The organism is Sphingomonas sp. HT-1 (assembly GCF_048568905.1).
Classification (GTDB): Bacteria; Pseudomonadota; Alphaproteobacteria; order Sphingomonadales; family Sphingomonadaceae; genus Sphingomonas.
Genome location: NZ_CP183771.1, coordinates 22,475 through 46,974 on the forward strand (window position 1 = coordinate 22,475; position 24,500 = coordinate 46,974).

Below are 24,500 nucleotides of genomic sequence, written 5' to 3' on the forward strand. Positions count from 1 at the left end.
GCCTGCCATCTCAATTCGGCTCGGTGGTTGCGGCTTGAACGACCTTCCTCTTGTCGCGTCGGCATTCCTGTTGGGCGCGAAATCGATGCCGCGCGATTGTGATTGCCGTCCTTCGATTGGCTATTCCTGTATTGATGGGAAAATGGGCGCTGGCCGCCTTGCACGATCAAGCAAAAAACCGGCTGCGCCTACGGTTTCCGCCACGCGGACCCTCCGTTTTTTAGCTGGATCGCGGCGTCTGCACTCCCCTTCAATTCCCATCAGGAATGAGCCTGATCGATGGAAAGGACAGGACCATGCAGAATATCGCGGAGTTTCGGATCATCGGCCGGGTGGGCAAGATCTCTGAGCACGACAAGGTGACGAAGGTGAACGTCGCCGCCAACTACAACCGCCAGGAGAATGGCGAGTGGGTGACGGACACCCATTGGAACGAGGTGACGCTGTTCGGCAAGCTGATCGAGCGCGGCGGCAAAGCCCAGAAGGGCGACCTGGTGCATATCACGGGCCGCGTGCGCCAAAACTCCTACGACACGGCTGAGGGCCGGCGCTACACGGTGGAGCTGATCGCCGACGGCTTTGCGGTACTCGCCAAGGGATCGGAGGATCGCGACTAAGAGCGGTCGGGGCCGCCTACTGGCGGCCCTTCTCGCCGGCGAAGTTCCAGCTCGACCGCTTCGCGCATGAAGTCGGACTGGTTCTCACCATCCCGCAGCACGGCCTTGATCCGGCCGAGCGTCCCTTCCGGAAATCGCGCCATCGTCTTTTCCGCGTTAATCCGCGGGCGACCTGCCGTTCCTGATTTGCTAGTGGTCATCCCGAAGTACGCATATTGTTGATACCACCTATTGACGTGATTTCAGATACCACTTATTACAGGATGCGCCTTTCATCAAGGCGACGGAGGCACTGCCATGTGGGATAATCTGCTGACGATCGGACTATTCGTCCTGATTGGTTGGGCCGTCCTTCGGGGCGGTGGCGGCCGTAATCCGCGCATTTGGAGCGGCGACACGCCTGATGAGGAGGCGCGTCGCAACACGCGAACCGATTCCAACTATCGCGGCTATGACCATTGGAACAACAATTCGGATCGGGGTTGGTAGGGCGTGAAGACCATTGCCATTAATGTGGAGAAGGGCGGCGCCGGCAAGACGATGATCGCTTGTCACTTGGCGTGGGTGCTGGCTGATGCCGGGCATCGTGTGCTGTTCCTCGACCTTGACCGGCAGTGCAATGCAACCGATGCCCTCGCCGACTTCGAGAGCCTTGGCACGTGTAAGCCGCTGTTCGAGCCGAACTATGTTCCGCCGACCAGCCTTCCCCGCCTCTCTATCTATTCGAACCGCATGGGCGGCGAATACGATGCCGACTATCCTCGCGCGCTGACTAACATTAATGCCAATTTTCCCGCGCTCGATTCTCATTTCGACTTTTGCGTCATTGATACGCCGCCCTCTTGGTCGTGGATCAACTATGCGGCGCTGCTGGTATGCAATCACTTGATTGTTCCCGTCGAGCTAGGACCGTTCGGGCCGGCAGCGACGAAGCAGGTTTCGGACTCGATTGCGACGGTGAACCAGCGCCGGAAGACGCCAATCCACGTCGTGGGGCTAGTTCCGAACCGAGTGCGTGCAAACGACACCCATCAAATGAAGATGCTTGCTGCGATCAAGGAGAAGATCGGGCGCAATCTGTTCACGAACTTTCTTCCCGAGCGTGCGCACTACAGCCAGGCGATGCAGGAGCATGTCCCGGTCTGGCGGTTCGACAAAGACGTTCGGACCTCTTTGCCGCCCATGCGCGCCTTCCTTGAGGAAGCCATGACCCGGATCGGGAGCCACAAATGACAGATTTCTCCGGCTTTGATGTTTTCAGCGAGAAAGCGGCTGTTGCTGACGCCGATCGCGTCCAGCTCCTCGATCCCGAGCTGCTCTACCCCGATCCCGAGAACGTGCGGAGTGCGATCGACGAAGCGACGATCGATGAGATGGCCGAGACGATCAAGGAGCGGGGCCAGCTTCAACCGATCACCGTCGCGCCCAAGGATGAAGATGGGCGCTATCGGATCATGTTCGGCGAGCGGCGCTGGCGTGCGTGCCGGAAGCTGGGAATGCAGGTCCGCGCGATCGTCAGCAAGGCCGACGACATCGAACAGGTGCGCATCGATCAATTCATCGAGAACGATCAGCGCGAGGACTTGTCGACCGCCGACATGATCCGTTTCGTCACCGGCCAGGTAGCGAAGGGACGTTCGCTCGCCGAGCTGGCACGCGCGACAGGCCGCAACCGCACGTTGCTGACCCGCTATCAGGGGCTGGCAAAGGCTCCCGATTATGTCGCGGCGCTATTTGCGGACATCTCGATGCGAAGTGCTGTCGCTTTGACCCAGGCTGCGAAGGCCGATGATGCGGCGACACGTGCGTTTGTTGCGAATACCGCCGCTGAGGACATGACCGTGCTGGCGTGTGAGCGGTTCGCGCGCGAGATTGGCGGGAAGAAGTCCACATCAAAGCCCGAGGCGGCTCCAGTGGAGGGTGTCGCGCCCCCTACCCCTGCCCCCACGCCGGAACCGTCGACTGATAGCGAGCCGGATGCAACTTCTCTGGCACCGACGACGGACGAGATCAGGGACGACGAAGCCGAACGCGCGCTGGATGAGACACCGGTTCCTGTTCTTTCCGCGCCGTCTCAAACGCCACCCCCCCGAGCAACGTCGAAACCGAAGGGTGGCAAGCCGCGCATCGAGCGCCCTACGATCGAGCTTGAAGGCAAGCGCGCAATGGTGGTCGAGGCGCTGCTACATTTCGACGGTGAAGCAGAGCCCCGGATCGTTAGCTGGCGCTAATCTCGCCGAGTGAACGGAGAGCGCCGGCAGTTGCCGCCCCTCGCTTCCAGGCTCAATCCTTCTTTCCGCGATTTCTCACTTGCAAGATGGATTGCTGTGCCACGTGGCACACGTGAAGGCAGATTTTAGTGGGGGATGTTTGATGGCAGGATAGGTGTTGCGGCGTCTTGTGTATTACATTAGCCTTCGGGCTATGTCGATTGCGCCGCAGCCTGCATCCCCCACAAAGGACACAGCGATGCTGACGGCGCGCGTCGATCGCGAGTTGCTGGCGGCGTTCGATGCAGTCGCCGAGGGGAGGGGAGGGCGGAGCGCTCTCCTCCGCACCGTCCTCCAGCAGTCATTGAAGCATGTCGCTGACGCGCCCCGGATCGCACCCAGGGCGGACAGCCCCAGCAATCGGGTCAACCTTCGTTTCACCGACGTCGAAACCGCAGTCCTCGATCATCGGGCGGCGCAACGCGGTGTCGATCGGGCAGGGTGGATCAAGGCGCTTGTCCGTCGCCATCTTGCGCTCAAGGCAGGTGTCGACGACGGGCTGCGCGACGCGGTGGCGCCGATCCGGATGCAGCTCACGCGGATCGGGCGAAATCTAAATCAGGCCATGAAGGCCGGGAACGCTGCGATGATGGCCGATAGCGGCCTGCAAATCGATCGTGAGCTGCGCAGGATCGCCGACATGCGCGAAGAGATCAACGAGCAGATCGAGGCGCTGGCGGCTGCGCTGCGCGGCGAAACCGCCTTTTGGGAGGTGGCTGACTAATGTCGTTCGGGGATCGCGAGGACGAGCTGTGGGAGGCAATGAAGCCCAGCTTCAAGCCACGCCTCGTCAGCGATCCGAACATCAAATACGCCAAGCATCTGGTCAATCAGACCGGGCCTTTCGCTACAAGAGGGGCGCTAACGTCACTTGGCCGCACTGATGTTCGGGCGACGCTTGCGCGCGTCGTGCGCCGAGCCCCGGAGGTGCTGGTCAAGGTTACGGGGCGGAAGAAGGGCGCGAAGCACCTTGCCGCGCATCTCGATTATATCGGCCGTCATGGCGACATTCCTCTTGAGACGCGCGACGGGGAACAGCTCGCGACGAAGGAGGATGCGCAGCGGATCGCGGATGAGTGGTCCGATTCCCTCTACTGGCGGCAAGGGACGTCCGTTTCAGCCGTCGCGATGGTGTTTTCGATGCCGGCAGGCACGGACCCTGAAACTGTGAAGCAGGCCGTGCGCGAAACCGCCGAGCGCATGATCGGCGATAATCACGATTATCTCATGGCGCTCCATACGGACACGCCGCGACCTCACGTGCATTTGACCGTCCAGGCCGAGGGATTGAACCGCAAGCGGTTCGACCCACGCCGCGAGGATCTGTTTCGATTTCGCGAGGCGTTTGCCGAGGCGCTGCGCAGCCGGGGCGTCGAGGCCGAGGCAACGCCTCGTTACAGCCGAGGCCAGGGGAGGGCGGGGACCAGCATGGCGCTGACACAGCTTCGCTCCCGCATACGCAGCGGCGCATCCCGTCAGCCGACCGAAACAGATCTTCGTCAGGCCCGTGAGGCGATGCAGATCGCACTTGGCAATGCCGAGCAGCCCGCATTCGTGTCGAAGACCCGCGCGCGCTGGCAGGACACGAGGCGCCGCTATGAGGCTGCGGCCGATCGGCTCGACCGCAGCGCCGATCACGAGGATCGCAAGCTCGCCGGCGATGTCCGAACATTCCTCCAAGAGCGGGCCAACATCGAGACGGTCCCCGATCGGATGCTACGGGATGCCGAAGCGCGGGTCATAGCGGCGCGACAGCCAGCGCGGACCGATCCTTCGCTTGAACCGGGTGTGCCACGTGGCACACCTCCACCTCCGGCAAGACGTCGCTGACAATGCGCCATCAACTCACAGGAAATGTCGGCCTCTACCATGTCGCGCGCGAGCTATCCCGGCGGGGTTGGCATGTGATGCCGACGGTCAGAAATGCGCGTGGAGCCGATCTCTACGCCGCAAGCGATGACGAGGCGCGCGTACTGCCGATCCAGTCGAAAGCGCTGTCGAAGCGGGCGCCGGTGCCCCTTGGCGGATCGCTCGACCGACTTTGCTCGCACTGGTGGGTCGTCACCATCAATGCAAACACTGCCTCGCCTACATGCTTCGTGCTGACGTTGGATGAAGTGAAGGCCGCAGCCCATCGTGGCGTCAACCAGGCCGGCACTGCCTCATACTGGCTCCAGCCCAAGTCCTACGCGCTTGAAGAATATCGCGAGGCGTGGGATCGGCTTGGATCACCAGACGCACTGAGCGAACCCGCTAGTTCTTATTGAGGCCCATTTCCCTGCTCTGAAGCTTTGCTTTCCAAAGGGCCTCCACGCGGATGATCTCGTCAACCGTTAAGCCCGACCCGCAGACCTCCAGAATGGATACTTGGTAGTCCGAGAGCTCGCGACTTTTCAGCCCGATGTTGCCACCGTGGCCATCGCGCGCGTAGCCTGTCCAGCGGCCGAGAAAGCCATCCTCACCATAGGCGGAGCCTACATATTGCTCTTTGGTGCGGGGGCAGGTCAGAAGGTAGATCCCGCGCGCGGCCCTGAGCGCGGCGAGCCAGTTCGACGGCAGTGCCGGCCTGTCGGTATAGATCGAGTTCGCGGGCGCCTCCCTGTGTCACCGGCACGCCCCGCAGGGGATCAATGATGGTGGGATCGCACGGTCCTATCTTCTCGATCTCGTAGAGTCCTACGAACAGCGTCGAGGCTGCTGGGGTGACGACGAAGCTGGCCCAATATCTCCCTGTCAGCTTCGGTCCATTCTGAACGCTTTGGATGGACTGATAGAGCAGGAACCCGTCATGGTCGTCTCGCCACAAAGTGTATGGCGTCCGACCTGCATATTTGATTGTTTGGTGACGCAGCAGGCGCACGTCACGCGGATCGATGCCGTAGTCGTCCAGCAGTGAATTGAAGGTCAGCCCCATACCGCGATGGTAGCTCCGCGCCGAGGGAATGCGATGCGAAAATGTTCAGGCTCGATGGTGCGCTTCATCGGCTCCGGGATTTCTGAAGGATCTGATCCTGCGCCATCTCACGCACCCGCTGTTCCTGGCGCGCTTTGACCTCAATGCCGGCAATCGTCTCGCCACGGCCGATCCGAGCTGCCACTTCCTCCTTGCGCTCCGCCACGAACTCGCGCCGTTTATCGTAATCGCTGGGGAAGCGTTCGGCCGCGACCGCCATTGCAAGTGCGACATGGCTTTGAGCCTTGCGCAACTCGGGGTCTTTCGCGTTCTGGACATCTGACTGCCGGCGGAATCGTTCGGCCAGATCGGCACGCGGTTCGGCCTGTTCTCTCGTGTCGCGGGCCTGGTTGGCGGTCCGCGTCGATCGCGCTTGATTGTCGGGCACGCCGCCTTGCCGCAACGCCTCACGCTCGGCCGCGGCCTTCGTCTTCTCGTCAGGTTTGTAGCCGTCAACCTTTATGCCCTGCGCCGAGGCGGCGAGATAGGCAGCCCGCTGGAACTCGGCATCGCCGCTGACCTTGATCGCAGTCCACCCGTTTTCCTTCGCGAGCCGGATCAGATCGGGAAGGGAGTTTGGGTCTTTCGCCTTGATGCGATCAGGCGTGATGGTCGCGACCGGCTGTTTGTCGTGCGCGCTTCGATAGAGCTTGTCGCCAACCCGGAGGAACCGAGAGTCCAGCTCGGCGGGCACTTCCATCGGACGCCTGCGGCGTGCCTCGCCTTCCTTGCCTGTGCCGGCAGCTTCGACATTCTCAACCATGTCAGCGCTCCTGTTCGATTACACCAATGACCTCATTGCCACTTTGCTCGGCCGACACGTCGATGAGCATGTCGGGATGATCCTGGGTGACGACGCAATCCATCGCGAAGGTGAATGGATCGGGGTCCGTGAGCTGATCGAATGTCGGCAGCACACAGTCGGGAAGATCCTCGTCATCACGCACTACGCGCGGGATCGGAGCCACTTGCGGCGCTGCCTCCACGCGCGCGCGAAAGAGGCCATCCGCGTAGTAGCGAATTTTGTCCCCGTGGATGGGTGGTATGCCGCCCCGCAAAAGGAGTAATTCGGTGTCGGGGAATTGCATCAACTCCTGCGGAAGCAGGAGGGCGCGGCGCTGATCCGACATGGATTTGGAGCGGTTCGCCAGAACGCCGTGGATCGTGAGCGACTTGGTGATCGATTCCTGCCCGATATAGCCGATCCGTTCGGAAAGCTCGTTCGCCACGCGCAGCTCTTTCGGCGTGAAGGCGACCTCGACGCCGCAGTTGGCGACGATCTCATTCGCCACGTGCTCACCATAGACAGCGCGAAGTTGAGAGCGGGACTGGATGACGGGCAAGAGCCGAATGCCGTAGCCCGCCACATAGGAAAAGGCGCTCGCAATCACCTGCGCCCGCCCTATCCGCGCAAATTCGTCCAGGATGACGAGGATCTTTAGCGGCGTCTTCTCGTCAGGGAGGTCACGCACGTTCAGGTCGACGAGTTGCTGAAACAGGAGGTTGTAGAGCGGCGCCACCCGATCCAGTTCGTCAGGGGAGACGCCCAGATAGATCGACATGCGCTTGGTGCGCAGCTCGCGCAAATCGAAGTCGCATTCTTCCGTCGCCGCATCAACGCGGGGATTGAGCCACAGACTGAGCTTGGACGTGACGGTCTGGACGATGCCGGCAAAGGTGTTGTCTGCCCCCGATGTGAAGTCAGCGAGCGCATTCCGGCACCCTTGCGATAGATCGAGCGAGCGATCTTCGAGAACGCGGCGGAAAAACCCGCGCGTGTCGCCCGTCGTCATCAACCGGTAGATGGCGCCGATGGTGAAAGGCTGATCGGCGACCGCAAGATAGGCCCCGACGCCGACAAAGGCGGTTCGCGCCGAATCCGTCCAGAATGGCTCTCCGCGCTCGGGGGGCACGAACAGCATCGTGGCGATCTTCTGCAGCTCGATCACCACTTGGTCAGGATCGGTGCGGTCGATGTAGCCGAGCGGATTATAACGGGCGGTTCGGCCTTCCGGATCGGTCGGATTGAACAGGTAAACGGCCTGGCCGTATTTCTGGCGAAAACCCGCCGTGGCTTCCCAATTCTCACGCTTCACATCGAGGACGACGACCGACTCCTGCCATGACAACAGGTTCGGGATGACGATGCCGACCCCTTTGCCCGAGCGGGTAGGGGCCTCAACGATACAGTGCTCATTGCCGCCGAAGGTCAGGAACTTCCCGCCCTTCTTTCCCAGGACAATCCCGTCATTTGCGCGGAAACCGGCGCGACGGATCTCGCTATCTTTGGCGAAGCGGGCAGCCCCGTGGAGAGGTGGCTTCCGCTTTGCGACCCACCACAGCATGAGGCCGGCGATGATGAAGCCGACCAATGCACCTCCGGCGAGCGCTTTCAGCACCACGGGATCGTGCCGATAATACCAGAAGAACCCCGGCATCTTGAAAATGTCGAACTTGGCGCTGGGGAGGCCCAGGTAGATCCAGGCGATGACCGACGTGATGAGGAAGGCCACGACGATCCCGACCGGAATGCCGAGGGCGAGAATGGCGCCCCTTTTAGGCTGCATGACGCCCTGCCGGATCGTAGTAGATCTCGGTCATCCGGAACTTCCCATCGACCTTCTTCATCTGCACCACGACGTCGACGAGGATCTTGAGCAGCGAGCGTATGTCCTCACGCGCCAGGTCTGCGCCGCCTTCGCTTTCCTTCACCAACAGCGTCAGTTGCTCGAAGGCCAGTTCGGCCGAATCCGCGTGGATCGTCGTAATCGAGCCGGGATGACCGCTATTGACGTTGCGCAGGTAGAAAAATGCGGTCCCATCGCGCAGCTCTTGAAGAAGAATGCGGTCGGGTCGCATCCGTAGGGCGCTTTCCAGCAGCTCCTTGGCCGAGACCTTGGCGGTGCCGGTGCCGTCCTTGCTGTAGATCATGTGGACGACGTTCTGGTGAGGCACCACCAGCTCGCGCGTATCCTCGATCGTCAGCAGTCTTTCATTCTCCGGGATTAGCTTGATGAGCCCCTTGGAGAACGTCGTCTTGCCCGAGCCTGTGGCACCGGAGATCAGGATGTTGAGCCGGCTTTGCACCGCCAACTCGAAAAATTCGATGTGCCGTCCCGCATGAAGCAGGCCGAGCAATTTTTCCTCGACGGGGCTGACCCGCTTTGTGGCGACCTTCGTTTCCGAGAACAGGCCGCTGGCCTCGAAATCGGCCATCGTCATTGTCTTGGTCGACGGCTTGCGCACGGTGATCGACACGGTGCCATCGGGCACGACGGGTGGAAGGACGAGCTGGACCCGCTCGCCGGTTGGAAAGATCGTCGAGCAGATAGGATTTTCGCGCGTCACATCCTGTGAAGTGAAAGCCGCGGCTGCCCGGGCTAGTTCGTTGAGGGCGTCGAGGGTCAATCCCGCTTCCCGCTCCCAGGTCCAGCCACCATGCCGCTCGACACCGACGATAGTCGGCTCATTGATGACGACTTCGGTCACGCCATCGTCATCGAGATATTGCCGCAGCGGCCGAACAGCATGATCGAGGATCGCCGTATTGCGGAACGGCGCGTTCATTTGAGCCCCAGTCCATAAACTTGCGAGAAATCGAAATCCTTGGCGACGGTGATTGCCAGCTCGGTCCCTTGGTTGACGCGCACGATCGGGCGGATGTTCTGCGTGTCCTGAAGGATTTGCGACGTTGAATCACCGGGAGTGCGGAAAACCGTCGAGCCCTGTGGGCTGACGGCCTGGCCTGCGATCTGGCCGCCCGCGTCGAGGACGCTGAACAGCATCGCGGCACCAAACCGCTGCCAGAAGAACCGATCAATCTTGCCAGTGACGCCGGCACGACCCAGCGGGTCAGAGGCCGGCGAGCCTATGTCGATCGCTACGCCGCGTGGCGTGACGGCGCGCGTCCACATCGCGAACAGGCGATTTTGGCCGCGCTGAAGGCCGCCCTGATACTCGCCGAAAACGCGGGTGCCCTTCTCAAGCAGCACGACGCGGCCATTATCGGAGTAGACATCGCGAGGGATGATGCAGGTCGCATAGCCCGGTACGGTGCTGTCCATAGCCGTTTGCAGCGTGCAAGGGAGGATGGCTCCCGCAGTGACCAGATAGTTGCGGTCGCCGATCATGCGCGCTGTAGCGGTGCCGATAGCCGAGGTTTGCTTGAGATTGTCCAGGTTGGTCCGCGAAGGAGCGGTCCCAGCGTCACCTTGCGCGTTCCCGGCACCAGCGCTGGCGACGTCGCCGATCGCGCGTCTGACCCCCTGGTCCCCGTTGTACGCGATCAGCGTCGATCGCCGGGCATTGTCGCGCAGCTCACGCGCTTCGTTCGCACGCCGCTCCGCCTCGCTGACACCACGGCCCTGCTGCCCTCCCGCCGATCCGTAGGGTGTGATTGGCTGACCATCGGGCCCGATCGCCGGCACCTGCTCGCCTGTGAGCTGGACGGGCGCATTCGGATCGCGAGGCGCAGTGGCGAGTGTCGGCGCAATGACAGAATTTGGGTCGTAGGGCGCCTCCGCTGCCGGGGGAGGGGCCTTCCTCGCTTCAAGCGCCTTGTTGTCGCTGCCAGACCCGGAAACGAGCGACAGCACGCCAAACACGATCGCGCCGGCTAGGGCCGCGCCGACGACCATCTTCTTGTTGTCCCACTGGACGGTGTTGAGCGAAGGGATGCGGTTCGGGCGATCGGCGGCAGGGGTGCGGTCAATCTCGTTCACGTCAGGCGTCGCATCGACGTCGAATCTCTTATCGGACACGTCAGTTCTCCGTCGTGCGCTCGACAGCTTCCGACGCCGTATCCGTCTTGGGATCGCGACCGTAGAAGCTCGGGCTTTCGTTGTAGATGCACAGCACCACCTTCCCCCGGCGCAGGCGCAGCTCCTTGTAGACGCCATGAATGACGACGAACTCGTCGCGCACGTCGAAGGAGGCTGTGGCTTCACTGCCGTCGGGATTGACGGTGAAGATGGCAGGAATTTCGCGCTGGTTGGGGAAGCGCATCACGGTGAATTGCCCGTTGTCGCTGACTTCCGATGGTTGCAGCGCTGATGCGCCCTGCACCTTGTAATTGAGGTTCCGTGTCCCTTCGAGAACACCCATATCGAGCGCGATCCTCGTGGCCTTATTCTGCGCATCCAAGACCGTCGCGAGTTGCGCGCGCTGTTGTGCCAAACGGGCCTGCGCCGCCTCATATTCAGGGTAACGGAGCCGCACCTTGAAGAATGTGCCTGGAGAGCGCGCCGCAGCGACGGTCGACAGCTCAAAGGTGTAGTTGCGCTTGGTGCCTTGGAAGTCCGTCACAACGATGAGGTTGGTAGCACCAGCGCGCTCGCGAGGCTTCACGAACAGCGAATTGTCAGCCGGGGCGACCTCCCACGACACGGTGTCACCCATCGCCACGAACTTGATGACCTCGCCGGGTGCGAACTCAATCTGTGTCGCTGTGCGGAACGCGCTCCGGATCTGGATCACGTTTCCATCGGTGTAATTGACCTCGCGGATACGAGCATCAGGACCGCGCTGCGTAGGCGTCTGCGCCATCGCCGGCGCTGCCGACATGGCGCCGATCGCCGCGGCCAGAAGCAGGATGGTCTTCATCGTGTCGGAACCTCCACGTCGGCCCGGTATGTCTTGACCTGAAACCCGAGCGGATTGGCGTATCGACCGGATTCTGTTTCCGGCTTCGACAGCACGTCAAAAGTGATGGTTGCGATGGCAGGCGTCTCAATCACCTGCTGGTCGCGCTGGAGGCGCTTGATGAAGCGGACTTGCGCGACGTTGGGCGAGATGAACGCAACCGAGCGGATCGCCACGAAAACCGCGTCACTGGCGGTAAACTGGTTTTGCGGGGAGTCCGGATTGTCTTTCTTGTAGAAGGCGGTCCAGCGGGTTTGTTCCTCCCGTGTCGACAGCGCCAGCACCTTGCGGAAGAACTCTTCCCTGGCCTGCGGAATCCACCCTTCGCGAGCGCGAACATAATCGGCGAGGAAATACTTCCGGATCGCCTCGTCATAAGTGATCGTCTTGTCGCCGCGCAGCTCCTGCGTGACTTCGGTTGCACCCGTCGAGCGATCGACGGTGACAACATAGGGCACCACCGTTTTGAGCGGCGAGAGCGCCAGCACGGCAGCCGCGCAGATCGCGGCGAACACGATGGCGACGATGGCGACGATCCACGCGACACGGCGCGAGCGAACCGCTGCCACGAACCTGTCGCGGTCCCAGCTTTCCGCTTCCGCGAAATATGCCTTCAGATCCTCGTCTTTGTCTTTGACGCCAATAGCCATGTCAGCAGCTCGCATATGAGATTGAGAGCGCGGCGGTCGGACTACCATTTGGTGTGAGAGCGCCGATTGCCGGCACCTTGCCTGTTCGCGAAGCGTCCGCTCCCTCTGGAGCGGACGCCGCGCCGTCGGCCGGGAAGAGGTTGGTAGCCGGAGCCGATTGCGATGGGGGTGTGCCACGTGGCACACCATCAGCGGGAGCAGCCGAGGTAGCGTTTCGCGGCGGGATCGACGGGAGAACGGTCCCATAGAGGTTGGCAGGTCGCTTTTGCCGACCGCTGCACCGAGGTAGCTTCTCGTCTTTCGCAGCGCTCGCCGGAGCCGAGGGAGTGAGAGCCGCGAGGGCAAGGATGGCTAGTGCTGCACCGAGCTTCATGTCGGATCTCCGATTAGCTGTTGTTGTAGAGGGTGCCGCCTGCGGCTCGCGCCTCAGCGCGACGGGCACGATTGGCTTGCCAGCGGTTCACCGCTCGCTGCGGAGCGTTGGACCAGGCACGGCCAATCATCGGCGCTATTCCCCCGGTTGCGGCGTTGGCAAACTGTGAAGCGAGTGATGCGCCGCCGCCGCCCAAACCTGCAGCCATTCCTGGTATTTGGAGGAAGAAGAAGAAGCCCAGCGCGTAGAACCCAAGGGCTTTAACCGCCGCGAGGATCAGCGAGTCATCCTGCGTGATAGCGTCGATAAACGCGTCTGCTGCGTTCGCTATGAATACCGTTACGAGCAGCGCGAACGCTACGAGAATGACATAATTCACAATGCTCCCGAGCCACTGGAAGAAGAATGGTCGGGTCGAATCGAAAAGAAGGGCGGCTACAAAAAGAGGCCCAACGGCAGCAAGCAAAGATAGCGCGAAGAGCGCAAAGGCGCAGATGGCAAACCCAAGTGCAGACGCCAGCAAAGCCGCCAACATAATGACGACATTGATAATTTCGCTAACGATGATCTCATCCCAATTATTCGGGATGCCTACAAGGTTCTCGCCTTCCTCGGCTGTATGCGCTGCAACGATCTCTTTGATGTTGGCTATAGCGCGGACTGCGCCCTTCAAAATGCCATCAAAAAAGCCGCCTAGACCGTTTACGTCTTGGGCGCCGACAGCATTCGCGACTTCTCTTGGTAGCCCGTTCATTGCGAGCAAGCCAACCGAAGCGCCATAAAGCGTCGTTACGGCAAAAACGAGCGCAGCTAGTTTCATTCCGCGATAGACGAACTCGCGGAAGGGGTATTCCACAGCGCCCCGTAGGATAGCGAAGCCCAAAAGGATGATGTAGATCGTAACTCCCACCCGTAACGGGCCGGAGATCCAACCTATAACGCCGGCATAGGTGGCAATGACGCCTGCCAGAGCAGCGCTGAGCTGATCGAACATCTCGGTATAGATATTGAAGCCCATTACACGACCCCGGAAATTGTTACGTCAATTAGATGCCAGCCTCTCGACGAAGCTTGTCAGTCTCATTCTTGTTAAGAAGTAGTGTCTTGGCAGTATCGACGTTGTTGCAGTTGTTAACGACAACGGCGGGCCATGACAGCGGTGGACGTTGTGAAGCCTTCCACGCAGTGCATATGGTATCTACTTCGGTTAGCTCGTCTTTGTTCTGCATGAAGTACTTGGCACTGCGCAGCGGCATGTCGGACCGAAGGTTGCTTTCATCCGACTTGGATTCCTTCGTTCCACATGCCGCCAGCGTCAGCAGCAGCCCGGCCAGGCAGAGGCCCTTGGTCACGGATTGACCCCAGCCTCAGTCCGAAGCTTGTCGATCTCCGCTCTGTTTGATGCCAGGCTGCGCTGGTAATTTGCCTCTGCTTTTGCCCGGCGCTGCAACTCGATCGCCTGAAGGCCCATCTGATCGTTCATCATCTGCGCCTGCTCCAATTGGAGCCGCGCCGACATGTCGGCGCGTTCGGCCGCCGAGGTTGAGCTGTTGAGCCGACCCCGCAGCTCTTCGAGGCCCTGACGCCGGCTTGTCACGGCATCGCCGACATTACCCGCAAGGCCAGTTGTCACCGCAGCTTCCCGCGAGCCTTGTTCATAGGCGGCGCGCTGCTCGGGCGTCATCGTGGGCGATCCGCGCCCGAGAAGATCCTGATAAACGTCGTTCGCCTTGCCCCGCAGGCCGCCGACGACGTTCAGATCGCCACTGGTGTAGCCATCAAGGCTGCTGGATGACACGTTACTGGTGCGCAGCACGTCGTTCTTGAGCTGGTTCGCGACGTTGCCGATGTCCGTCATTTTATTGAGGTCGCGGTACAGCGCCCGTGCTTCATCGAGCTGTTGCGCGCTTTGCTGGACGACTTTCCGGGCCTCGTTCAACTCCTGAAGCTGCCTGGCGAAGGCCGTTGGGTCATGAACAATGCCACCGAATTGCGCATGTGCCGCACCAGCAGACAGGAGCGCTGATCCCGACAGTGCGAGGGTGACGAACTTCAATCTACGCATGTCCCTTCTCCTTCAGCTTGGACGACGACGTTGGTGGAATACGGGGAGCCAATTGGCGGGATCGGGGCCAAATTCGGCTGCGGCCTGCACGGCGATCGGTGTTGTTTCGGCGCGTCCCGACAGCACCGACAGCTCGTCATCGAGGCCCGTCAGATCCAGCTCGACCACAACGCTGTCATGACCCTGCTTCACGAGGAATTTGCGCGATTCCGGCGACAACTCCTCGCGGATGAGCTGATATTCCGCGTCGGTGAGGGAGAACCCGTCAACATAGTCGCGACGCGCACCCTTTGGATTGGGAAGCATCACCTGGGTCGCGACCTGTTCGAGGATCGAGTGGGCAATATCGCTCTTGAGCGCGTCCGCCGGCGACTGCGTGGCAAACACCATCATCGCGTTGCGCTTCCGGTATGTCTTCAAGCCATCCTGCGCGAAGCTCCGGAACGCATCGTCGCCAAGTGCCTTCCAGAACTCGTCGACGGCGATGATCGTGCGCTCGCCGGTCAGCAGCTTGTCGATGCGGTGGAACAGGTAGAGCATCAGCGGCGTGCGGACGTCGGCGTTGTCGAGGAAGTCCGTCATGTCGAACCCGATGAATCGGGCATCGAGCGTCATTTCGTCCGCCGCGTTATCGAACACCCACCCCATCGACCCGCGCGAGGTCCACTTCTCGAGCCGAGCGCCAATACCGCCTGCGTCCGCCATGCCGAGCATCGTGCGCAGCGCATCGAGCGAACGATCCTCTCGCGGAAGCCGCATCACTGCGGCGATCCCTTCATCGATCATCCGCTCTTCCTGAACAGTGATCGGGCGACTTTCGGCGCGAACGAGCTGGCGCACCCACAGCGACAGCCAGGCGCGATCCTCCGGCTTGTTCTCGAGCGCCTTGAGCGGCGCGAAGCCGGTGGGCTTGCCGTTCTCGAGCGTCAGATAGGTGCCACCCGAAGCCAGCACGAAAATCTGCGCACCGCGGTCCTTGTCGACGAAAATCTGACGCGCGCCCGTTTTCTCGGCCTGCGCCATCAGGAAATTGACGATGACCGTCTTGCCGCCCCCGGTCGGGCCAACGATCAGCGTGTGGCCAATGTCGCGCTTGTGAAAGCTGAAGAAGTAGGGGCTGCGTGCGCTCGTCTTCATCAGCGCGATCGCGTCCCCCCAATGGTTCCCCGTGGCGAGGCCAGCGGGATAGGTATGGAAGGGCGAGAACGCCGCGAAGTTCAGCGACGTGATCGGCGCCGGCCTCGCGCGCCATGCGAAATTTCCGACGAGCTGGCTCCAGTAAGCGGCTTCCAGCGCCGCCCCTTCCCGTGCCGCGACCATGCCGGTATCGGCCAGCGCTGCACGGGCGATCGACATGTTGTCGCGCAGGCTCTTGAGGCTGTCGGAATAGACCGCGAGCGTGAAGTGGTGATCGCCCAGGACAAAGCGGTTGGACATGAGATCGTCCGCCGCGTCGACAAGATCGAGCATCTGGCTGACGGCCCGATCATCGGCGTTCTCCATCTGCTTTTGCCGCAGCCGAAAACGCTCTGATGCCGCTGCACGGCCGAGGAATGTGAAGGATTGCGTCAGCACGAACGCGAAATCGACCGCCAGCAGAGATTGAAATTGCGTGGGGGTGGTGGACGCCGGGTATTCCCTGATGCCGAAGATGCCGCCAAAAGCGCTGCGATCGGCATCGCGCACCTCCACCGTCTCGCCGCCGAAGACGACGCGTTGACGATAGAGCGCGCTGCCGAGGTGCCCCCGGATGATCGGAACCCGGCGATGCCGTCCCGTCATCACCATTTCCGCGACTTCCATCGTCTCAGAAAACTTGAGGCCATTATGTCCGTAGATCGAGAGCCGGCGCGGCGAGCAGCGATCCATCAGCTTCTCGAAATCGCGCGCCTTGTCCTCCAGCGCCTCCAGTAGGTCGGCGTCGATCGCATCGGTTTCGGCTTCGGCCCTCGCCTTGTTCTTGAAGAGCTGCACCAGCTTGTCGGCACCGTGGACCGATGGGCGCAACGCCAGCGTTACGAAGAAGCGGTTGATGAACAACCGCTCCTTGTTCATCCGCGCGAAGTAAGCGGCATCGAGATCCCGCGCGAAGCGGGACCGGAAATTGCCGCCGGGATATTGCTCAACCCGAGCGCGGACGAGGTGCGTCCAGATCGACAAGCGATCGTCATGCAGGTTGCGCAGCATCCCATTGAGCTTCGCGTGCCAGTCATTCAGATCGCGCACGTCAGCCGTCTCGAACGCTCGGCCCTGGAGCTCGAACGTCAGCATGATCGCCCCGGAATCGAGCACCACCACCTCATCGGTGACGTGCCGCGCATAGGGCAGGAACTTGGTCGGCATCACTTCCTTGAGCGCGACCTTCATCGGCACCTGTTCCGACAGACGATTGGCCCTAGCCATTGCGGCCAAACCCCTTTCGCTTGATGCCTTTCAGGGGAAGCGGCGTGTAACTCGACCCGCCCCAGAAGACGCGGTTACGATTGGCCGCTTTGGTGCGGCCCCAGAGAAAGATGAGGCGGAAGGCGTTGACGTCGTGGCGCACCACGAGGCGCGAAATGCCGAACATCACCGCTGCGACGACAAGGCCGTAAACGGGGTTTGTCGTCCCGATCAGCGTAATGACCGAGGTCAGCAGGATCACCACGGCCGCCTCGATCGGGATGCCCGCAAACAACGCAGGGCGCGTCACCGCCAGGAACAGCGTGTTGCGCGCCATTACTTCCCGTTCTTCCTCCACGCTACGCACTCCACACGAAACGGGTGTGGACGAGGCGCTGTTCGCACCCCGCCCACATACGGATCAGCCCTGAAGCTGATCGACGATCCACGGCGCCGAGAAGATGATCGCGATACCGATGATGACCGTGACGAGCGCGCCTGTGTTGACGCGACCTGTCAGCCACCCGAAGCCCGCCGCAATCAGCGCAAGGATCGCAACGATGCGCAGGAGCCCGTTGCTCAGCAGACCGAGGACCGCATTGCCGAAGCTCTCCAAATTGGTCTGTGCGAACGCTGGTTCGGCTGTGACGAGCGATGTCAGCGCCACCAGGCTTGCCATTGAGAGCGCCCGCGACGCTTTTCGCTGGCGCGGGGTCATCGCCTCAACCCGCTTGGTGACGTGGGTTCGAAGGGCAAGCGCCGGCCCACCGAAAGATGCGAGATTCATCGGTTTTCTCCTTCTTCGGCGAGCCGTGCTCGCTCATATTCCGCCCTCGCGAACACGTCCCACGATGGCGGCGGTGGTGCGGGCATTGCCTTTGGCGGCCCTGCTGGGGACGTGTTTTCCTCGACCAGCGCGGCGAGCTGCGCAGCCGCGCTCGACCCTGCGCTAGTATCGGTGGCGGGCATCGGTTCACCGATGCGAACGGCGGCGGGCTGGATGCCGTCCGAGACGCCGGCATTGCCGACTACCCGCCCGACATAGCCGTTCGAAAAGCCACGCGACTGCGATCCCGTATTGTACATCGATAAAGCGATGCGGAGCGCGCGCTGCGGGTGAAGTCCGGCGCGCACGCTGTGATAGTTGCCCGAGAGAACCGCTCCGGCAGCGGCGATGTTCGTGCAAGGATCGAACACATTGTCCCAGGTCAGACCCAGGGCCTTCATGTTGCGGGAGTTGATCTGGCCAAGGCCGAGATCAACCGAGTGACCCTTGCCGATATAGTGACGAGCGAGCGCCACCGCCTGCTCACGGCTTGTCGGGACGATCTTGCGACCGAGACCGTTGACGTTGATCGCCCATTCGAAGCCTTGGCTTTCCGTTTGAACGATCGCCGCGATCGTTGCTGGAGCCACACTCGGCGCGCATTGCGCTGCCAGACCCATGATGACCGCGGCGGGGAGCGTCATTACCGCTCCAATGTCTTTGACCCAAGGGGACTGCCCGGCTGCGCCGTACTTTCCAAATGGGATTTGGGTGCCGCTCCCCGCCCCCCATAGGCGGCATGAAGAGCGAAGTTGAGCCGACCCGGTTGGCTGCCGCGCGGGAGGTTCCTGCAGTTCGGCGTGCTGGTGACGCGAACCGGACCGGAGGCGAACGAAGCCGTCATGAGGCGGCAGCCGCGAGCGATGTAAACAAGCGATAAGCCATGTTTTCACTCCACTGGTGAACAAGGCTAAATCGCTATTGGAGCGGGGGCTAGTCCGAAAATGCCCCGGTTGCTCGCTTCATCCCTCTTTGAGAACGGTTCGCAGATTGGTCCGATTTGGCTCAGAATGTAGTTGCGTCCTGTAATCCCGCGAACGGGTGGACGTGAATCACGCCTTCATAGCCATACCCCAACACTATATGTCGGATGGCCGAAGAAGCCTTTTTATACAATCGGATACGTTTCTTATCATAGAGGCCGACGTGATAGAGTGCGGTGCCGCGCCAGCTCACGCGGACATTGATATGCCACTTGCCAGACTCGTGCTGACAGACGTGAACGTCAGTCATCGTCCCGCCTGGAGGGCGTTGCGTCGTCAGCTCGCGTTCCAGTATGAGTTCTAATTCCATTGCCACCCTGCTAAAGCGATTTGACTGGTTTTCGCTGGCGCGCATTGCCCCCGCGCTCTACCAACTATGCGTCCTGTAACGGAGGTGTCCATAGATGGCGCGACGTGAGTCAGCTTCGATCGAGGAGCAGGCGGACCGCATCGTCCGTCAACTCGGCGGAAAGTGGCAAGGTGATTTCGCCATGTGCCGGTGCCCGGCGCACGCAGATGGGAAGGCCAGCCTGTCGATACGTGTTGGCGAGCGTGCCGTTCTCTTCCATTGTTTTGCCGGTTGCACGGCCGACGCGATCATGTCGGCGTTACGGACAGGCAAGATCCTCGCGCCCGCCAATCACGACCCAGGGCAGCGTCAGGACAGCAAGACGGACCTCAACAAGCTCGCGCTCGCGGTCTGGCGTCACGCCGAACCCTTCGCTGGCACACTGGCCGATCGCTACCTGCGCGAGGGGCGGTCGATCGTTCCTGATGGGATCAACGCTCGTTTCGACCCTCGCTGCCAATGCGGTGCTGGTGCCGCCAAGGCTTTTGCGCCTGCCCTTATTGTCCCTATCGAGGAGGACGCCGGCGTCGTCGCGATCCATCGCACATTCCTGCGCCCTGATGGCCGCTGGAAAGCCGATATGGACGAACCCAAGCGAATGCTTGGTAATCCCGGCGTCGGCGCGGTGCGTTGGGGTGGCGTACCGCTCGACGGCATCTTGCGGCTCGCCGAAGGCGTCGAGGACGCCGCCAGCGTGATGAACCTGCTGGAGCCAGGCCGCTTTGTATGGCCCGTTCTCGGGATCGAACGGTATCAGGCTGTTGCGATCCCGGAGAGCGTGCACACCGTCGTCATCTATAGCCAGCATGGGGCCGAGGCAGCGCGCGCGATCGAGCGCGCCACTCCGCATCTGGCGGCCAACGGCCGCCAGCTCGTCGTCAAGCCACCGCCCCATGCTGGCGACTGGAACGATCTGCTGCGCGAGATCCGTTCGCTATGAAATTGTTTCCTGGAGCGACGCGGTTCCAACGATGGACGATGGGGGCGACGTTCCTGATCGTGGCAACCTATGCAATCTCGCAGAACAAGCAGTCGCTCGTCGAAGTCTCGAAAACAAGATTGTCTTCGCCAAGTCCCGGGATCATCGATGGGGATACGATTGATTTTCCCAATGGACGGGTTCGCGTCGTCGGCATCGATGCGCCCGATGATGATCTGCCACAGCTAAAGGCCATCTCCAGCGAGGCGTTGCGCGGGCTGGCGCTCCGGGACGGCGGAATGGACTGCTCGGTGTCTATGTTTGACTATGCGCTGCGGCGGGAGAAGCAGTGCCGCACCGATCCGAAAAGCTACGGGCGGTTGAATCTGGCGTGTCGTTTTCCCGCCAATAAGGCGAGCGTGGGGGCAACGATGGTCGCCCAAGGCTATGCCGTCGACTACCGCATTTTCTCCGGTGGAGCCTATGTCGAGCTGATGCAGAAGGCGGCAGCGCAGCGGGCAGGATTATGGGGCGTGGACTATGAGGGAATGCGTCAGCTTGCTGTTCGCAGGGCGCAGGTGCCGCAGGGATGTAGCACAGGGACGATCAAGAAATAGGCTGCACAATGCTTGAACGCGGATCGCCAAGAGCGGCATTGATCGGCCGCTGGGGGATGGCCCTCACACTTGTTACCGGCGCGGTCCTGATCGGCCGCCTGATCCGTAATTTCCCCTATCTCCTGCCCAATCGGCTTCCTGGCCTTGTCCTATACGAGCTGGGTCCGGCGCTGATCTTGGTTGCTGCGGTCGGCAGCGCCGTGGTCTTCACCAAGGAAGACGGACCGCGCCTTGGCATCCCTGCGCGGCTCGTGCTGTTTGCACTCGTCGCGACGATCGCCGGGACCGCTACCCTTGCTGCCGAATATGCTGCCGCTCTCGACGGGCAATGGCTATGAACACGAGGTGTGCCACGTGGCACACCCCTATCGCGAGACCTACATGGCGTCGCGATGACTTTTGCGAGGGTGTGATGCCGATAGAGCCTTTCGTTCTTATTGTTGCCGATCACGACAGGCGCGTCTTTTCGGTCGAGGGGCCGATGGTGGACGACAACCCGTGGTCAAAGCCGGTCGTCGATGCTCAAGATGGCGGCAAGCGCCACATCAACTGCTTCGTTCCCGGTGGCCCCTCGCGCACCGACGTAGAGACCGCCGCGCGCGAATATCAGCGTGAATATGGGTATGCGCGTGTTGAGGCGGGATCGATCGTCAGCCGCAAACCCTGCTAAGGTCACAGCAACCGGCATCAATCAACCTGGTTCGTTCATGCTATCTATCTGGCGCATTTGACCCGCCAAGCCGCTCAGACGGCCCTTCAGGCGTTGATCGCCGCTGCCGGGCTGCTGGAGGGCCAACCTCGTCTTACGGTGCTTCAGGCGCTGGCGATTGGGCACGACGACCTTCCCGTCGCGAACGACGACACCCGTGATCTCCGCTGGCCGATCCACATAGTGCTTGAGCTTGTGATAGCGCAGCCCTGTCCGGTGGATCATGCGCCGCACATGCCAAACATCTGCTACGGGCACTTTCGCGCCGGAAATTGTCACGTCATCGACATAGACCGTCAGCGTGTAGCCCTTGGCCGTGCAGAACGCCGCGATCTCGGCCCACATATCGTGATAGCTATAATATGCCAGGATCGGGCTGAGGGGACTGCCCGTCGGCAAATGACCCTCGAACGTGCAAAGATCACCAAGAATGCCGGCAACGTCGGCGCGGCATCCCATGATGCTTTGGAAGAACGCGATCACCCGCACACGGGGCGTGTTGGGGAAGAACTTCTTGATGTCGAGGCAGTGAACGACGCGGTTGCCGCGATGGCGCGCGGCATTGCTGACGTAGCATCGTCCCTTCACCGGGCAGAACAGAAAAGATGGCGGCTCGATCCGCGCCAGCATCTTGGCGATACGGCCCTGTACACGCTTGAGCGGCGCGACCGGATCTTCAACCGGACGTTTTCCGCCACTCTTCTTCTCAATCTCAAACTGCCGATACCGATCCGGCCCGGTCGCCATTGCCCGCAGCTCAGCTTCTGCAAGGCCGAGCACGTCAGCGAGGCGGCGCGGACTCGTGAGCTTATAGAGCTGCGACTGATTGAGCGGGATGACCGTCTTATTCGGCATGGGTCCGACCGGACCGAGCCTCGAGGAATTGAAGCAGGCTCACCACCTTGCCAGCGACAAAGGTCCGTGCCTGGTCGAGCGTGCTCTTCTGATCGAGGTTCTCCGAAAAGAACATGATCGACGAGACAGGCATGTCGAAGACAGTGGCATAGCGCTGGATGATGTCCAGCGTGGGCGTCTTCAGGCCGCGTTCGATTTCCGACAGATACGACGTCGAAACCTCCAACCGCTCAGCCGCCTGCTTCTGCTTGAGGTCGTGATAGACTCGGATCAAGCGAAGAGCTTCACCCAACATTGCATCTCCTTTCAGGAGGCTATTCAGGGTGCGAATTACTGGCGGAAAACCTTGATGATGGAGAGGGCGATGTGGAGCAGTTGCACCACCACTCGCCCCAAGGCCACCACCGTCTTCAAAGTGGACGGACGGATCAGGCGCTTTGCCCAATGCTGCCGTCGCACCGTCTTCGTTCGCGCACGCTTCTCGTTCAGACCAAGCTTTCGCATGGCGTCCTCCTCTGCCAACCCCCACACCATGCAGGGGCGCCGCCGAGGCTTTGGAGGGTGGGGTAGAAGCACGTTAACCCTGAACACCAAGGCGGACACCGGGCCGTCCGGTGGCCGCCCGCGGCGCCGCTCGCTCGCACGCACGGAGCCACAAAGCAGAGAAGGTTTCTTCTCCAGGAGGGGTTTCCCCCTCGGTTGATGGCGACACATCCCCTTTCAAACTGAACGAGAGTGTGATGCCCTAGCGCACTTCGCTAGTCAACGAATAAAATCCGCTCACAGCGAATTTATTGCTCTGCCTAAGCGGCGGCCGACGACGTTCCGCCCTTCCCTGCCATGCGACTGGACGACTCGATGCCAATCTACCGGCGAGCAGGTCATTATGTCTGAAGCTTGCGGGCTGCGTGCCAGTGCCGCAGATAAGCCAAGGGCCGCCCTTTTGAGGCGGCCCCGACCATTTAGTTCCCTCGCGGGAAACGGACACTCCCCAGGGGGAGGCCGCGCGTGCTCCCCATGTAGAAACCCATCCCTTACGATTCAACTAAAATCTGAAAGGACATCAACCGGCCTTACGCGCCGGAACCGGTGGGCGTAGGCGGCACCCCCTGAGGCGGCGACGGGGGCGTCGAGGGCACCGGCAGCCAGGCCAACACAAGGCGCAGCATGTCGTCGAACTCCCCGACCGGCATTCGCATGATGCCGCCTTTGTCAGGGATTAGCCGGCTCACCGCCACGGTCGTCAGCTTGTCGCAGATCGCGAACGCCGCCCGACCGTCAATCGTGGTCTGCAGCGGAAAGGCCCACTTGTTTCCTGGCTGCGCTGCCGTCGAGCAGGGCACCACCGTGACCGCGCCATGCAGCGTGTTCTTGAACGACACGATGATGACGGGGCGCCGCTTCCAGAACTCCGGGAGCTGGGCGTCTTGCGGAAAGTCACACCAGTAGAGCTGACGGATGCTTGGCGCGGCCGTAACCCTCGGTTCCACTTTCGGGGGTGGATCTTGGATATGCGCGTTCACTCGTCGTCATCCTGTACCAGACGCAGCTTAGGCGCCCCGGCCCGGTTCTGACGGCGCTTCGCCAACTCGGCCTTGTCCTTGATCTCAGCCAGCTTCTCGACCGCGAACGGCGCTACTGCCTTAATCAGCCCATCGAGATGGTAGATGTTGGTGCGGCTGCCGGTTTCGGTCCGCCGCTCCTCGCGACGGATATACCCTGCCCCCTCCAGCGCAGCGATGTGCTTCTGGATCGTGCGCGGATGAACGTCCATCGCCTTCGCCATCGTGGTCTTGGACGGAAAGGGCTTGCCCTCCGCCGTCCACCATTTGCTCGCCAGATACACGATGATGTTGAGATCGAGCGGCGACAGCATGAGCTGGCGCTGATTTTCGATGATGACGCTCGGCAATGCAGTCCAGCCCGCATCCATCAGCGGCTTGGTCCACTTCTTCTCATTCGTTCGCAGATCGGCGCTGCTGTCCTTTTGCTTTTTCGCAGCCATGTGATTATCCTTTCTGGCTGCAAATATGCCCCTCGCGCGAAGGGGATTCAAGTTTGAGGGGGCGGCACTAGGGGCGCCCCACAGGGCGCGCAGGCCGCCCCCTCCCCGGCCCTTTGGACCGCCCACCCGGGAGCCGCACGGGGCCTACAAAGCATAGGACATCCCCATATAGGAACCGCTCAGGGTACACTCCTGGCGTATCAACCGAGGATAAACCCAGCGGGAGCCCCCACGGCCTCCCCCTCTCCCCGTGTTTTCCTATTCGCGCTGCCGCAAGGCAGGTGTGC

At 61.5% G+C, this 24,500-nt stretch carries 31 protein-coding genes; 11 read left to right on the plus strand and 20 right to left on the minus strand.

The genetic code is table 11. The annotated features are described in order from the left end of the window. The first annotated feature begins 296 nt into the window (after nt 1-296). Nucleotides 297-617 carry a single-stranded DNA-binding protein gene (locus ACNFJ7_RS17565; protein WP_026008897.1) on the plus strand — a complete coding sequence of 107 codons (321 nt, stop codon included), beginning with the start codon at nt 297-299 and terminating at the stop codon, nt 615-617. Here ACNFJ7_RS17565 and ACNFJ7_RS17570 read toward each other — a convergent pair. Further along, a complete protein-coding gene (locus tag ACNFJ7_RS17570) occupies nt 614-760 on the minus strand; it encodes a YlcI/YnfO family protein (protein ID WP_019368232.1) in 147 nt (48 codons plus the stop codon). The genes ACNFJ7_RS17565 and ACNFJ7_RS17570 overlap by 4 nt on opposite strands. A 154-nt stretch (nt 761-914) precedes the next feature. Between ACNFJ7_RS17570 and ACNFJ7_RS17575 the strand changes: the two genes are divergently transcribed. From ACNFJ7_RS17575 to ACNFJ7_RS17600, 6 genes are all read left to right on the plus strand, one after another. Next, a complete protein-coding gene (locus ACNFJ7_RS17575) occupies nt 915-1,106 on the plus strand; it encodes a hypothetical protein (RefSeq protein WP_019368231.1) in 192 nt (63 codons plus the stop codon). 3 nt (nt 1,107-1,109) lie between these two features. Further along, nucleotides 1,110-1,850: a ParA family protein gene (locus tag ACNFJ7_RS17580; protein WP_019368230.1), complete on the plus strand. Its 741-nt coding sequence runs from the start codon at nt 1,110-1,112 to the stop codon at nt 1,848-1,850. Then, complete coding sequence (locus ACNFJ7_RS17585; RefSeq protein WP_019368229.1) at nt 1,847-2,848, plus strand: ParB/RepB/Spo0J family partition protein; 1,002 nt, start codon at nt 1,847-1,849, stop codon at nt 2,846-2,848. Before ACNFJ7_RS17580 ends, ACNFJ7_RS17585 begins: the two co-directional genes overlap by 4 nt. 238 nt (nt 2,849-3,086) lie before the next feature. Beyond that, on the plus strand, nt 3,087-3,611 hold the full coding sequence (locus ACNFJ7_RS17590; protein ID WP_019368228.1) for a hypothetical protein: 525 nt from the start codon (nt 3,087-3,089) through the stop codon (nt 3,609-3,611). Next, nucleotides 3,611-4,717, plus strand: coding sequence for a relaxase/mobilization nuclease domain-containing protein (locus tag ACNFJ7_RS17595; RefSeq protein ID WP_019368227.1), 1,107 nt, complete (start codon nt 3,611-3,613; stop codon nt 4,715-4,717). Before ACNFJ7_RS17590 ends, ACNFJ7_RS17595 begins: the two co-directional genes overlap by 1 nt. A gap of 2 nt (nt 4,718-4,719) precedes the next feature. Then, nucleotides 4,720-5,154 (plus strand): hypothetical protein, encoded by a 435-nt coding sequence (locus ACNFJ7_RS17600; RefSeq protein ID WP_082664400.1) that lies wholly within the window; start codon nt 4,720-4,722, stop codon nt 5,152-5,154. 191 nt (nt 5,155-5,345) lie between these two features. On the opposite strand, the gene ACNFJ7_RS17605 is transcribed toward ACNFJ7_RS17600, so the two are convergent. From ACNFJ7_RS17605 to ACNFJ7_RS17670, 14 genes are all read right to left on the minus strand, one after another. Next, a complete protein-coding gene (locus tag ACNFJ7_RS17605) occupies nt 5,346-5,801 on the minus strand; it encodes a hypothetical protein (RefSeq protein ID WP_236704403.1) in 456 nt (151 codons plus the stop codon). Nucleotides 5,802-5,865: 64 nt separating this feature from the next. Continuing rightward, on the minus strand, nt 5,866-6,603 hold the full coding sequence (locus ACNFJ7_RS17610; protein ID WP_019368225.1) for an LPD7 domain-containing protein: 738 nt from the start codon (nt 6,601-6,603) through the stop codon (nt 5,866-5,868). 1 nt (nt 6,604) lies between these two features. After that, nucleotides 6,605-8,407: a type IV secretory system conjugative DNA transfer family protein gene (locus ACNFJ7_RS17615; RefSeq protein ID WP_019368224.1), complete on the minus strand. Its 1,803-nt coding sequence runs from the start codon at nt 8,405-8,407 to the stop codon at nt 6,605-6,607. Then, complete coding sequence (gene virB11, locus ACNFJ7_RS17620) at nt 8,397-9,407, minus strand: P-type DNA transfer ATPase VirB11 (protein WP_019368223.1); 1,011 nt, start codon at nt 9,405-9,407, stop codon at nt 8,397-8,399. The genes ACNFJ7_RS17615 and virB11 overlap by 11 nt, the downstream gene beginning before the upstream one ends. After that, the gene (gene virB10 / locus ACNFJ7_RS17625) at nt 9,404-10,600 is read right to left on the minus strand and encodes a type IV secretion system protein VirB10 (protein WP_026008896.1); all 1,197 of its coding nucleotides are present in this window, start codon (nt 10,598-10,600) and stop codon (nt 9,404-9,406) included. Before virB10 ends, virB11 begins: the two co-directional genes overlap by 4 nt. Nucleotide 10,601: 1 nt before the next feature. Continuing rightward, a complete protein-coding gene (locus tag ACNFJ7_RS17630; protein ID WP_019368221.1) occupies nt 10,602-11,441 on the minus strand; it encodes a TrbG/VirB9 family P-type conjugative transfer protein in 840 nt (279 codons plus the stop codon). Continuing rightward, nucleotides 11,438-12,130 (minus strand): virB8 family protein, encoded by a 693-nt coding sequence (locus tag ACNFJ7_RS17635; protein ID WP_019368220.1) that lies wholly within the window; start codon nt 12,128-12,130, stop codon nt 11,438-11,440. Before ACNFJ7_RS17635 ends, ACNFJ7_RS17630 begins: the two co-directional genes overlap by 4 nt. A gap of 386 nt (nt 12,131-12,516) precedes the next feature. Continuing rightward, a complete protein-coding gene (locus ACNFJ7_RS17640; protein WP_019368219.1) occupies nt 12,517-13,521 on the minus strand; it encodes a type IV secretion system protein in 1,005 nt (334 codons plus the stop codon). Nucleotides 13,522-13,549: 28 nt separating this feature from the next. After that, nucleotides 13,550-13,855 carry a hypothetical protein gene (locus tag ACNFJ7_RS17645; protein WP_026008895.1) on the minus strand — a complete coding sequence of 102 codons (306 nt, stop codon included), beginning with the start codon at nt 13,853-13,855 and terminating at the stop codon, nt 13,550-13,552. Next, the gene (locus tag ACNFJ7_RS17650; protein ID WP_026008894.1) at nt 13,852-14,568 is read right to left on the minus strand and encodes a type IV secretion system protein; all 717 of its coding nucleotides are present in this window, start codon (nt 14,566-14,568) and stop codon (nt 13,852-13,854) included. The genes ACNFJ7_RS17645 and ACNFJ7_RS17650 overlap by 4 nt, the downstream gene beginning before the upstream one ends. Before the next feature lie 12 nt (nt 14,569-14,580). Continuing rightward, complete coding sequence (locus ACNFJ7_RS17655; protein ID WP_019368217.1) at nt 14,581-16,971, minus strand: VirB4 family type IV secretion/conjugal transfer ATPase; 2,391 nt, start codon at nt 16,969-16,971, stop codon at nt 14,581-14,583. Continuing rightward, nucleotides 16,964-17,287 (minus strand): type IV secretion system protein VirB3, encoded by a 324-nt coding sequence (locus ACNFJ7_RS17660; RefSeq protein ID WP_017503481.1) that lies wholly within the window; start codon nt 17,285-17,287, stop codon nt 16,964-16,966. The genes ACNFJ7_RS17655 and ACNFJ7_RS17660 overlap by 8 nt, the downstream gene beginning before the upstream one ends. Before the next feature lie 84 nt (nt 17,288-17,371). After that, a complete protein-coding gene (locus tag ACNFJ7_RS17665; RefSeq protein ID WP_019368215.1) occupies nt 17,372-17,668 on the minus strand; it encodes a TrbC/VirB2 family protein in 297 nt (98 codons plus the stop codon). A 65-nt stretch (nt 17,669-17,733) separates the two neighbouring features. Then, the gene (locus tag ACNFJ7_RS17670; RefSeq protein WP_019368214.1) at nt 17,734-18,420 is read right to left on the minus strand and encodes a lytic transglycosylase domain-containing protein; all 687 of its coding nucleotides are present in this window, start codon (nt 18,418-18,420) and stop codon (nt 17,734-17,736) included. A gap of 743 nt (nt 18,421-19,163) precedes the next feature. Between ACNFJ7_RS17670 and ACNFJ7_RS17675 the strand changes: the two genes are divergently transcribed. The 4 genes from ACNFJ7_RS17675 (at nt 19,164) to ACNFJ7_RS17690 (ending at nt 21,314) form a co-directional block, all read left to right on the plus strand. After that, complete coding sequence (locus ACNFJ7_RS17675) at nt 19,164-20,048, plus strand: DUF7146 domain-containing protein (RefSeq protein ID WP_026008893.1); 885 nt, start codon at nt 19,164-19,166, stop codon at nt 20,046-20,048. 38 nt (nt 20,049-20,086) lie between these two features. Further along, the gene (locus ACNFJ7_RS17680) at nt 20,087-20,644 is read left to right on the plus strand and encodes a thermonuclease family protein (protein WP_019368210.1); all 558 of its coding nucleotides are present in this window, start codon (nt 20,087-20,089) and stop codon (nt 20,642-20,644) included. A gap of 38 nt (nt 20,645-20,682) precedes the next feature. Further along, a complete protein-coding gene (locus ACNFJ7_RS17685; RefSeq protein ID WP_236704402.1) occupies nt 20,683-20,982 on the plus strand; it encodes a hypothetical protein in 300 nt (99 codons plus the stop codon). Between the two features lie 74 nt (nt 20,983-21,056). Next, a complete protein-coding gene (locus ACNFJ7_RS17690; protein ID WP_019368209.1) occupies nt 21,057-21,314 on the plus strand; it encodes a hypothetical protein in 258 nt (85 codons plus the stop codon). Between the two features lie 21 nt (nt 21,315-21,335). On the opposite strand, the gene ACNFJ7_RS17695 is transcribed toward ACNFJ7_RS17690, so the two are convergent. The 5 genes from ACNFJ7_RS17695 to ACNFJ7_RS17715 all read right to left on the minus strand — a co-directional run bounded on the left by ACNFJ7_RS17695 (nt 21,336) and on the right by ACNFJ7_RS17715 (nt 24,213). Beyond that, nucleotides 21,336-22,208 (minus strand): reverse transcriptase family protein, encoded by an 873-nt coding sequence (locus ACNFJ7_RS17695; protein WP_019368208.1) that lies wholly within the window; start codon nt 22,206-22,208, stop codon nt 21,336-21,338. Continuing rightward, entirely contained in the window at nt 22,198-22,503 is a 306-nt protein-coding gene (locus tag ACNFJ7_RS17700) for a helix-turn-helix transcriptional regulator (RefSeq protein ID WP_019368207.1), read from the minus strand. Before ACNFJ7_RS17700 ends, ACNFJ7_RS17695 begins: the two co-directional genes overlap by 11 nt. Nucleotides 22,504-22,538: 35 nt before the next feature. Then, entirely contained in the window at nt 22,539-22,712 is a 174-nt protein-coding gene (locus tag ACNFJ7_RS17705; protein ID WP_236704401.1) for a hypothetical protein, read from the minus strand. Nucleotides 22,713-23,281: 569 nt separating this feature from the next. After that, nucleotides 23,282-23,731, minus strand: a complete 450-nt coding sequence (locus ACNFJ7_RS17710; RefSeq protein ID WP_119184528.1) for a type II toxin-antitoxin system PemK/MazF family toxin — start codon at nt 23,729-23,731, stop codon at nt 23,282-23,284. Beyond that, nucleotides 23,728-24,213 (minus strand): helix-turn-helix domain-containing protein, encoded by a 486-nt coding sequence (locus tag ACNFJ7_RS17715; protein ID WP_017503469.1) that lies wholly within the window; start codon nt 24,211-24,213, stop codon nt 23,728-23,730. Before ACNFJ7_RS17715 ends, ACNFJ7_RS17710 begins: the two co-directional genes overlap by 4 nt. Nucleotides 24,214-24,500: the final 287 nt, after the last annotated feature.

What these genes read in the sequence shown, in the direction of transcription:
- ACNFJ7_RS17565 (WP_026008897.1), top strand. Translation starts at nt 297, where the DNA reads ATGCAGAATATCGCGGAGTTTCGGATCATCGGCCGGGTGGGCAAGATC.
- ACNFJ7_RS17570 (WP_019368232.1), bottom strand. Translation starts at nt 760, where the DNA reads ATGGCGCGATTTCCGGAAGGGACGCTCGGCCGGATCAAGGCCGTGCTG.
- ACNFJ7_RS17575 (WP_019368231.1), top strand. Translation starts at nt 915, where the DNA reads ATGTGGGATAATCTGCTGACGATCGGACTATTCGTCCTGATTGGTTGG.
- ACNFJ7_RS17585 (WP_019368229.1), top strand. Translation starts at nt 1,847, where the DNA reads ATGACAGATTTCTCCGGCTTTGATGTTTTCAGCGAGAAAGCGGCTGTT.
- ACNFJ7_RS17590 (WP_019368228.1), top strand. Translation starts at nt 3,087, where the DNA reads ATGCTGACGGCGCGCGTCGATCGCGAGTTGCTGGCGGCGTTCGATGCA.
- ACNFJ7_RS17595 (WP_019368227.1), top strand. Translation starts at nt 3,611, where the DNA reads ATGTCGTTCGGGGATCGCGAGGACGAGCTGTGGGAGGCAATGAAGCCC.
- ACNFJ7_RS17600 (WP_082664400.1), top strand. Translation starts at nt 4,720, where the DNA reads ATGCGCCATCAACTCACAGGAAATGTCGGCCTCTACCATGTCGCGCGC.
- ACNFJ7_RS17605 (WP_236704403.1), bottom strand. Translation starts at nt 5,801, where the DNA reads ATGGGGCTGACCTTCAATTCACTGCTGGACGACTACGGCATCGATCCG.
- ACNFJ7_RS17610 (WP_019368225.1), bottom strand. Translation starts at nt 6,603, where the DNA reads ATGGTTGAGAATGTCGAAGCTGCCGGCACAGGCAAGGAAGGCGAGGCA.
- ACNFJ7_RS17615 (WP_019368224.1), bottom strand. Translation starts at nt 8,407, where the DNA reads ATGCAGCCTAAAAGGGGCGCCATTCTCGCCCTCGGCATTCCGGTCGGG.
- virB11 (WP_019368223.1), bottom strand. Translation starts at nt 9,407, where the DNA reads ATGAACGCGCCGTTCCGCAATACGGCGATCCTCGATCATGCTGTTCGG.
- ACNFJ7_RS17630 (WP_019368221.1), bottom strand. Translation starts at nt 11,441, where the DNA reads ATGAAGACCATCCTGCTTCTGGCCGCGGCGATCGGCGCCATGTCGGCA.
- ACNFJ7_RS17635 (WP_019368220.1), bottom strand. Translation starts at nt 12,130, where the DNA reads ATGGCTATTGGCGTCAAAGACAAAGACGAGGATCTGAAGGCATATTTC.
- ACNFJ7_RS17640 (WP_019368219.1), bottom strand. Translation starts at nt 13,521, where the DNA reads ATGGGCTTCAATATCTATACCGAGATGTTCGATCAGCTCAGCGCTGCT.
- ACNFJ7_RS17650 (WP_026008894.1), bottom strand. Translation starts at nt 14,568, where the DNA reads ATGCGTAGATTGAAGTTCGTCACCCTCGCACTGTCGGGATCAGCGCTC.
- ACNFJ7_RS17655 (WP_019368217.1), bottom strand. Translation starts at nt 16,971, where the DNA reads ATGGCTAGGGCCAATCGTCTGTCGGAACAGGTGCCGATGAAGGTCGCG.
- ACNFJ7_RS17660 (WP_017503481.1), bottom strand. Translation starts at nt 17,287, where the DNA reads ATGGCGCGCAACACGCTGTTCCTGGCGGTGACGCGCCCTGCGTTGTTT.
- ACNFJ7_RS17665 (WP_019368215.1), bottom strand. Translation starts at nt 17,668, where the DNA reads ATGACCCCGCGCCAGCGAAAAGCGTCGCGGGCGCTCTCAATGGCAAGC.
- ACNFJ7_RS17670 (WP_019368214.1), bottom strand. Translation starts at nt 18,420, where the DNA reads ATGACGCTCCCCGCCGCGGTCATCATGGGTCTGGCAGCGCAATGCGCG.
- ACNFJ7_RS17675 (WP_026008893.1), top strand. Translation starts at nt 19,164, where the DNA reads ATGGCGCGACGTGAGTCAGCTTCGATCGAGGAGCAGGCGGACCGCATC.
- ACNFJ7_RS17680 (WP_019368210.1), top strand. Translation starts at nt 20,087, where the DNA reads ATGGGGGCGACGTTCCTGATCGTGGCAACCTATGCAATCTCGCAGAAC.
- ACNFJ7_RS17690 (WP_019368209.1), top strand. Translation starts at nt 21,057, where the DNA reads ATGCCGATAGAGCCTTTCGTTCTTATTGTTGCCGATCACGACAGGCGC.
- ACNFJ7_RS17695 (WP_019368208.1), bottom strand. Translation starts at nt 22,208, where the DNA reads ATGCCGAATAAGACGGTCATCCCGCTCAATCAGTCGCAGCTCTATAAG.
- ACNFJ7_RS17700 (WP_019368207.1), bottom strand. Translation starts at nt 22,503, where the DNA reads ATGTTGGGTGAAGCTCTTCGCTTGATCCGAGTCTATCACGACCTCAAG.
- ACNFJ7_RS17705 (WP_236704401.1), bottom strand. Translation starts at nt 22,712, where the DNA reads ATGCGAAAGCTTGGTCTGAACGAGAAGCGTGCGCGAACGAAGACGGTG.
- ACNFJ7_RS17715 (WP_017503469.1), bottom strand. Translation starts at nt 24,213, where the DNA reads ATGGCTGCGAAAAAGCAAAAGGACAGCAGCGCCGATCTGCGAACGAAT.